We start from the raw sequence: 1,822 nt of genomic DNA on the forward strand, positions 1-1,822 counted from the left end.
CTCAAGGATATTCAGACTCGACAGGAATTTATGCCGCCCGTGTGGCCGTGATGCAGTATTACCAGCAGCGCAATATTAAAGACATTCGTGTAGACGATGTTTATATTGGCAACGGTGTATCTGAGTTAATCATGATGGCGATGCAAGCTTTACTTAATCATGGCGACGAAGTGCTTATTCCAAGCCCTGACTACCCGCTATGGACAGCAGCAGTTAGCCTCTCGTCAGGTTCACCAGTTCACTATCGCTGCGACGAGCAAGCAGGCTGGTTCCCAGACATTGACGACATAAAAAGTAAAATCACCAGTAAAACTCGCGCAATCGTACTTATTAACCCTAACAACCCTACTGGTGCAGTTTACGACAAAGCCCTGTTGCAAGAAGTAGTTGAAGTTGCCCGCGAGCACGGGCTAGTGGTATTTAGCGACGAGATTTACGACAAAATTCTTTACGATGAAGCAAAGCACACCAGTATTGCTTCACTGGCTGACGATGTGTTTTTTGTTACCTTTGGTGGTTTAAGTAAAAACTACCGTGTGGCGGGCTTTCGCTCTGGCTGGCTTGTAGTAAGCGGCAACAAGCGATTAGCGTCTGACTATATTGAAGGGCTTAATATCCTATCTTCCATGCGAATGTGCGCGAATGTACCTTGTCAAAGTGCCATTCAAACAGCGTTAGGCGGCTATCAAAGCATTGATGACTTGGTGAAAGAAAACGGGCGCCTTCGCATTCAGCGCGACGTAACTACAGATATGCTAAACGGCATTGACGGTATTTCTTGCGTTAAACCTAAAGGTGCCATGTATTGTTTTGCCAAAGTCGATGAGAAGAAATTCAACATTCAAAACGATGAACAAATGGTGCTGGACTTATTAAGTTCTGAAAAAATTCTGCTGGTACACGGTCGTGCGTTCAACCTAACCGAAGGCACCTACTTCCGATTAGTATTTTTACCGCACAGCGATGTATTGGTGCCTGCACTGCATCGTATTGGCAACTTCTTTAGAACTTATAAACAGGGGGCGTAACGTGTCTGACAAAAGTCACTTTTTTGCGCACCTGGCGCGCTTAAAGCTTATTAATCGTTGGCCGCTGATGCACAATGTGCGCACAGAAAATGTGCAGGAGCACAGTTTGCAGGTGGCCATGGTTGCCCATGCGCTTGCTTTAATAAAAAATAAGTTTTTTGGCGGCACACTAAACCCTGATCGTATTGCTACCATGGCAATATTTCACGATGTGTCCGAGGTGCTCACCGGAGACCTGCCTACTCCAGTGAAATACTTTAACCCTGCGATTAAAGAAGAATATAAAAAGATCGAAAAAATTGCAGAGAACAAGCTCATTGAAATGGCGCCTGAAGCGTTTCGTGAAGACTATGCGGCACTGATTGATCATCACTACCATAGCGAAGAAGAAGCTTTTATTGTGAAAGCAGCAGACGTGCTTTGCGCTTACCTTAAAACGCTTGAAGAATTGGCTGCTGGTAACCAAGAGTTTAAGCTTGCTAAGAAACGATTAGATAAAACCCTTAAAGAGTATCATTCTGAAGAGGTGGACTACTTCTTAACACGCTACGTACCAAGCTTTTCTTTAAGCCTTGATGAAATTACGCAAGACGATATGTAAGCAAGGCGGCTAACAGCCCATAAATTACTATACTGACGAATAGAAGTAGCAAACACAGCATGGCAGCGAGGTTTTTTTGGCAACAAGCGATTGGGAATTAGCATTACACGAGCGTCGTTTACCCCGCAGTGAAACAAGAGCTGTCTCTTAAACACATCACCGACACCACGAGACTAGGCATGAACACGTATGC

The 1,822-nt window shown here is 44.7% G+C and carries 2 protein-coding genes; both read left to right on the forward strand.

Features of this window, described 5'->3' with window-relative positions; genetic code table 11:
* Positions 1-1,028 (forward strand): pyridoxal phosphate-dependent aminotransferase (locus tag QVA83_RS17615; RefSeq protein ID WP_287498750.1); only part of this gene is annotated, 1,028 nt, incomplete at its 5' end.
* 1 nt (position 1,029) lies between these two features.
* Positions 1,030-1,629: a 5'-deoxynucleotidase gene (gene yfbR / locus QVA83_RS17620; protein ID WP_012519109.1), complete on the forward strand. Its 600-nt coding sequence runs from the start codon at positions 1,030-1,032 to the stop codon at positions 1,627-1,629.
* Positions 1,630-1,822: the final 193 nt, after the last annotated feature.

This window comes from Alteromonas sp. AO-Serp, from assembly GCF_017849675.1.
GTDB lineage: Bacteria > Pseudomonadota > Gammaproteobacteria > Enterobacterales > Alteromonadaceae > Alteromonas > Alteromonas macleodii.